The organism is Vibrio sp. YT-17 (genome assembly GCF_033337375.1).
GTDB classification, from domain to species: domain Bacteria; phylum Pseudomonadota; class Gammaproteobacteria; order Enterobacterales; family Vibrionaceae; genus Vibrio; species Vibrio alginolyticus.
On the sequence record NZ_JAWOQP010000187.1, the window covers coordinates 1 to 1,073 of the forward strand.

The following is a 1,073-nucleotide window of genomic DNA, read 5'->3' on the forward strand; positions in this document are numbered from 1 at the left end:
CAACCGAGTCACCTGCTTGTGAACGCATTTCGACGCTAACATCGATGTTTCCGCGCTCAGTAAACTTAATGGAGTTCCCCACCAAGTTAGTCAAAATTTGTTGGATACGTAGCGGGTCTCCGACTAGACCTGGCGGGATCTTCGGATCCACTTTCAAGGTGATCTCCAGACCTTTCTCATGCGCGCTGGTGGCTTGTAGGTTGATTACTTCTTCTAAGCTTTCGCGGAAATCAAACGGAATGTTTTCCAACGCCAACTTACCGGCTTCCAATTTCGAGAAATCGAGAATGTCATTGATGATGTTTAATAGGTTGTTTGCGGACTTCTCAATGGTTTGCAAGTAGTCGGTTTGGCTATTAGAAAGCTGCGTTTTGAGCATTTGACGAGTAAAGCCAATCACGCCATTCAATGGCGTACGTAATTCGTGCGACATATTGGCCAAAAATTCTGACTTCACACGTGCGGCTTCTTGTGCGCGCTTCTTCGCAATATCGAGCTCAACGTTTTGAATTTCTAACTGTTCCAAGGTTTCGCGTAGGTCTGACGTGGCTTGGTCTATACTGTGCTGCATCTCGACGTGGTATTCCGATAGCGAAACCGCCATGGCGTTGATGCCGTTTTTCAGTTGGTCTAACTCGCCGTGCATTTTGCCTTCGATACGCACATCCAAGTGACCACGACGAATGCGATCAACGACGTTTTTCATGTGCGTGATTGGTTGGGTAACATCATGCATTAAGCGGGAAGCAAACACGCTTGCAAGCCCTAGACCAAGGATCAAAACAAGGAAAGCGGAGAAGACTTCTTGGTATTGCTGTAAGCGCAGAGATGAAAGATCCATTTCTACCGCGATGTAGCCAATGGCTTTCGTGCCTTGGTTTTCGTTAGACAGTTCTGATAAATAGTGTCCTTCCGACAAAATCGGCACACGCAGGATCAGGGAGTTCTCATAGATTTCCGAATTTCCCAGCTTCGGGATCGGCTTATCTTTTGGGAACATCAGCGCTTCAAAATTAGGATGGAAGTTTGACGTGACGAACAGTTCATGGTGCTCATCAAATACGGCAATACTG

Annotated in this window: 1 protein-coding gene; it reads right to left on the reverse strand. The window is 46.7% G+C overall.

The features are described 5' to 3' along the window. A partial coding sequence (locus R7F67_RS24850; RefSeq protein WP_318057534.1) for a histidine kinase dimerization/phospho-acceptor domain-containing protein occupies positions 1–1,073 on the reverse strand: 1,073 nt, incomplete at both ends.